Below are 376 nucleotides of genomic sequence, written 5' to 3'. Positions count from 1 at the left end.
CACAAAAGTCTGACCTGCTCTTGTATAAGAAGAGCTATGCAGAACCGAGTAAAAAATCGTTTCATTATAAAATCGGGTAAATGGTCGACGGGCTTCCAAATCCAGGTCATTGAAGTCCAGCCTAAATGGATAATGTTCCAATGCAAGAGATGCAGAATTGGCAGCCTTTTCATAATCAAACATCATCAATTGACTTTTAGCCAAAAGTCCGTAGCCCGCAGCCAAATTGGGTCTGGTTTTAAATTCGGTGGACTCAGCCAAAAGCTGCACAGCTTCTTCCAAGTCACTAATCAGTTGATTGTAACATTCAGCCAAAGTGGCCCTGCTTGCAGGATCATTGATATCAGATTTTGATTTCAAAACGATTCCCAATAGA

Annotated in this window: 1 protein-coding gene; it reads right to left on the bottom strand. The window is 41.2% G+C overall.

Going from position 1 to position 376, the window contains the following annotated elements; translation table 11 throughout:
* The coding region (locus tag O0V13_RS21545; RefSeq protein WP_268037080.1) for a RagB/SusD family nutrient uptake outer membrane protein at positions 1-376 on the bottom strand (376 nt) is incomplete at both ends.

It is taken from the genome of Algoriphagus sp. PAP.12 (genome assembly GCF_026652115.1).
In the GTDB taxonomy this organism is placed as follows: domain Bacteria; phylum Bacteroidota; class Bacteroidia; order Cytophagales; family Cyclobacteriaceae; genus Algoriphagus.
Note: the sequence above shows the minus strand (reverse complement) of the source record. Positions and strands in the feature narration are given on the sequence as shown.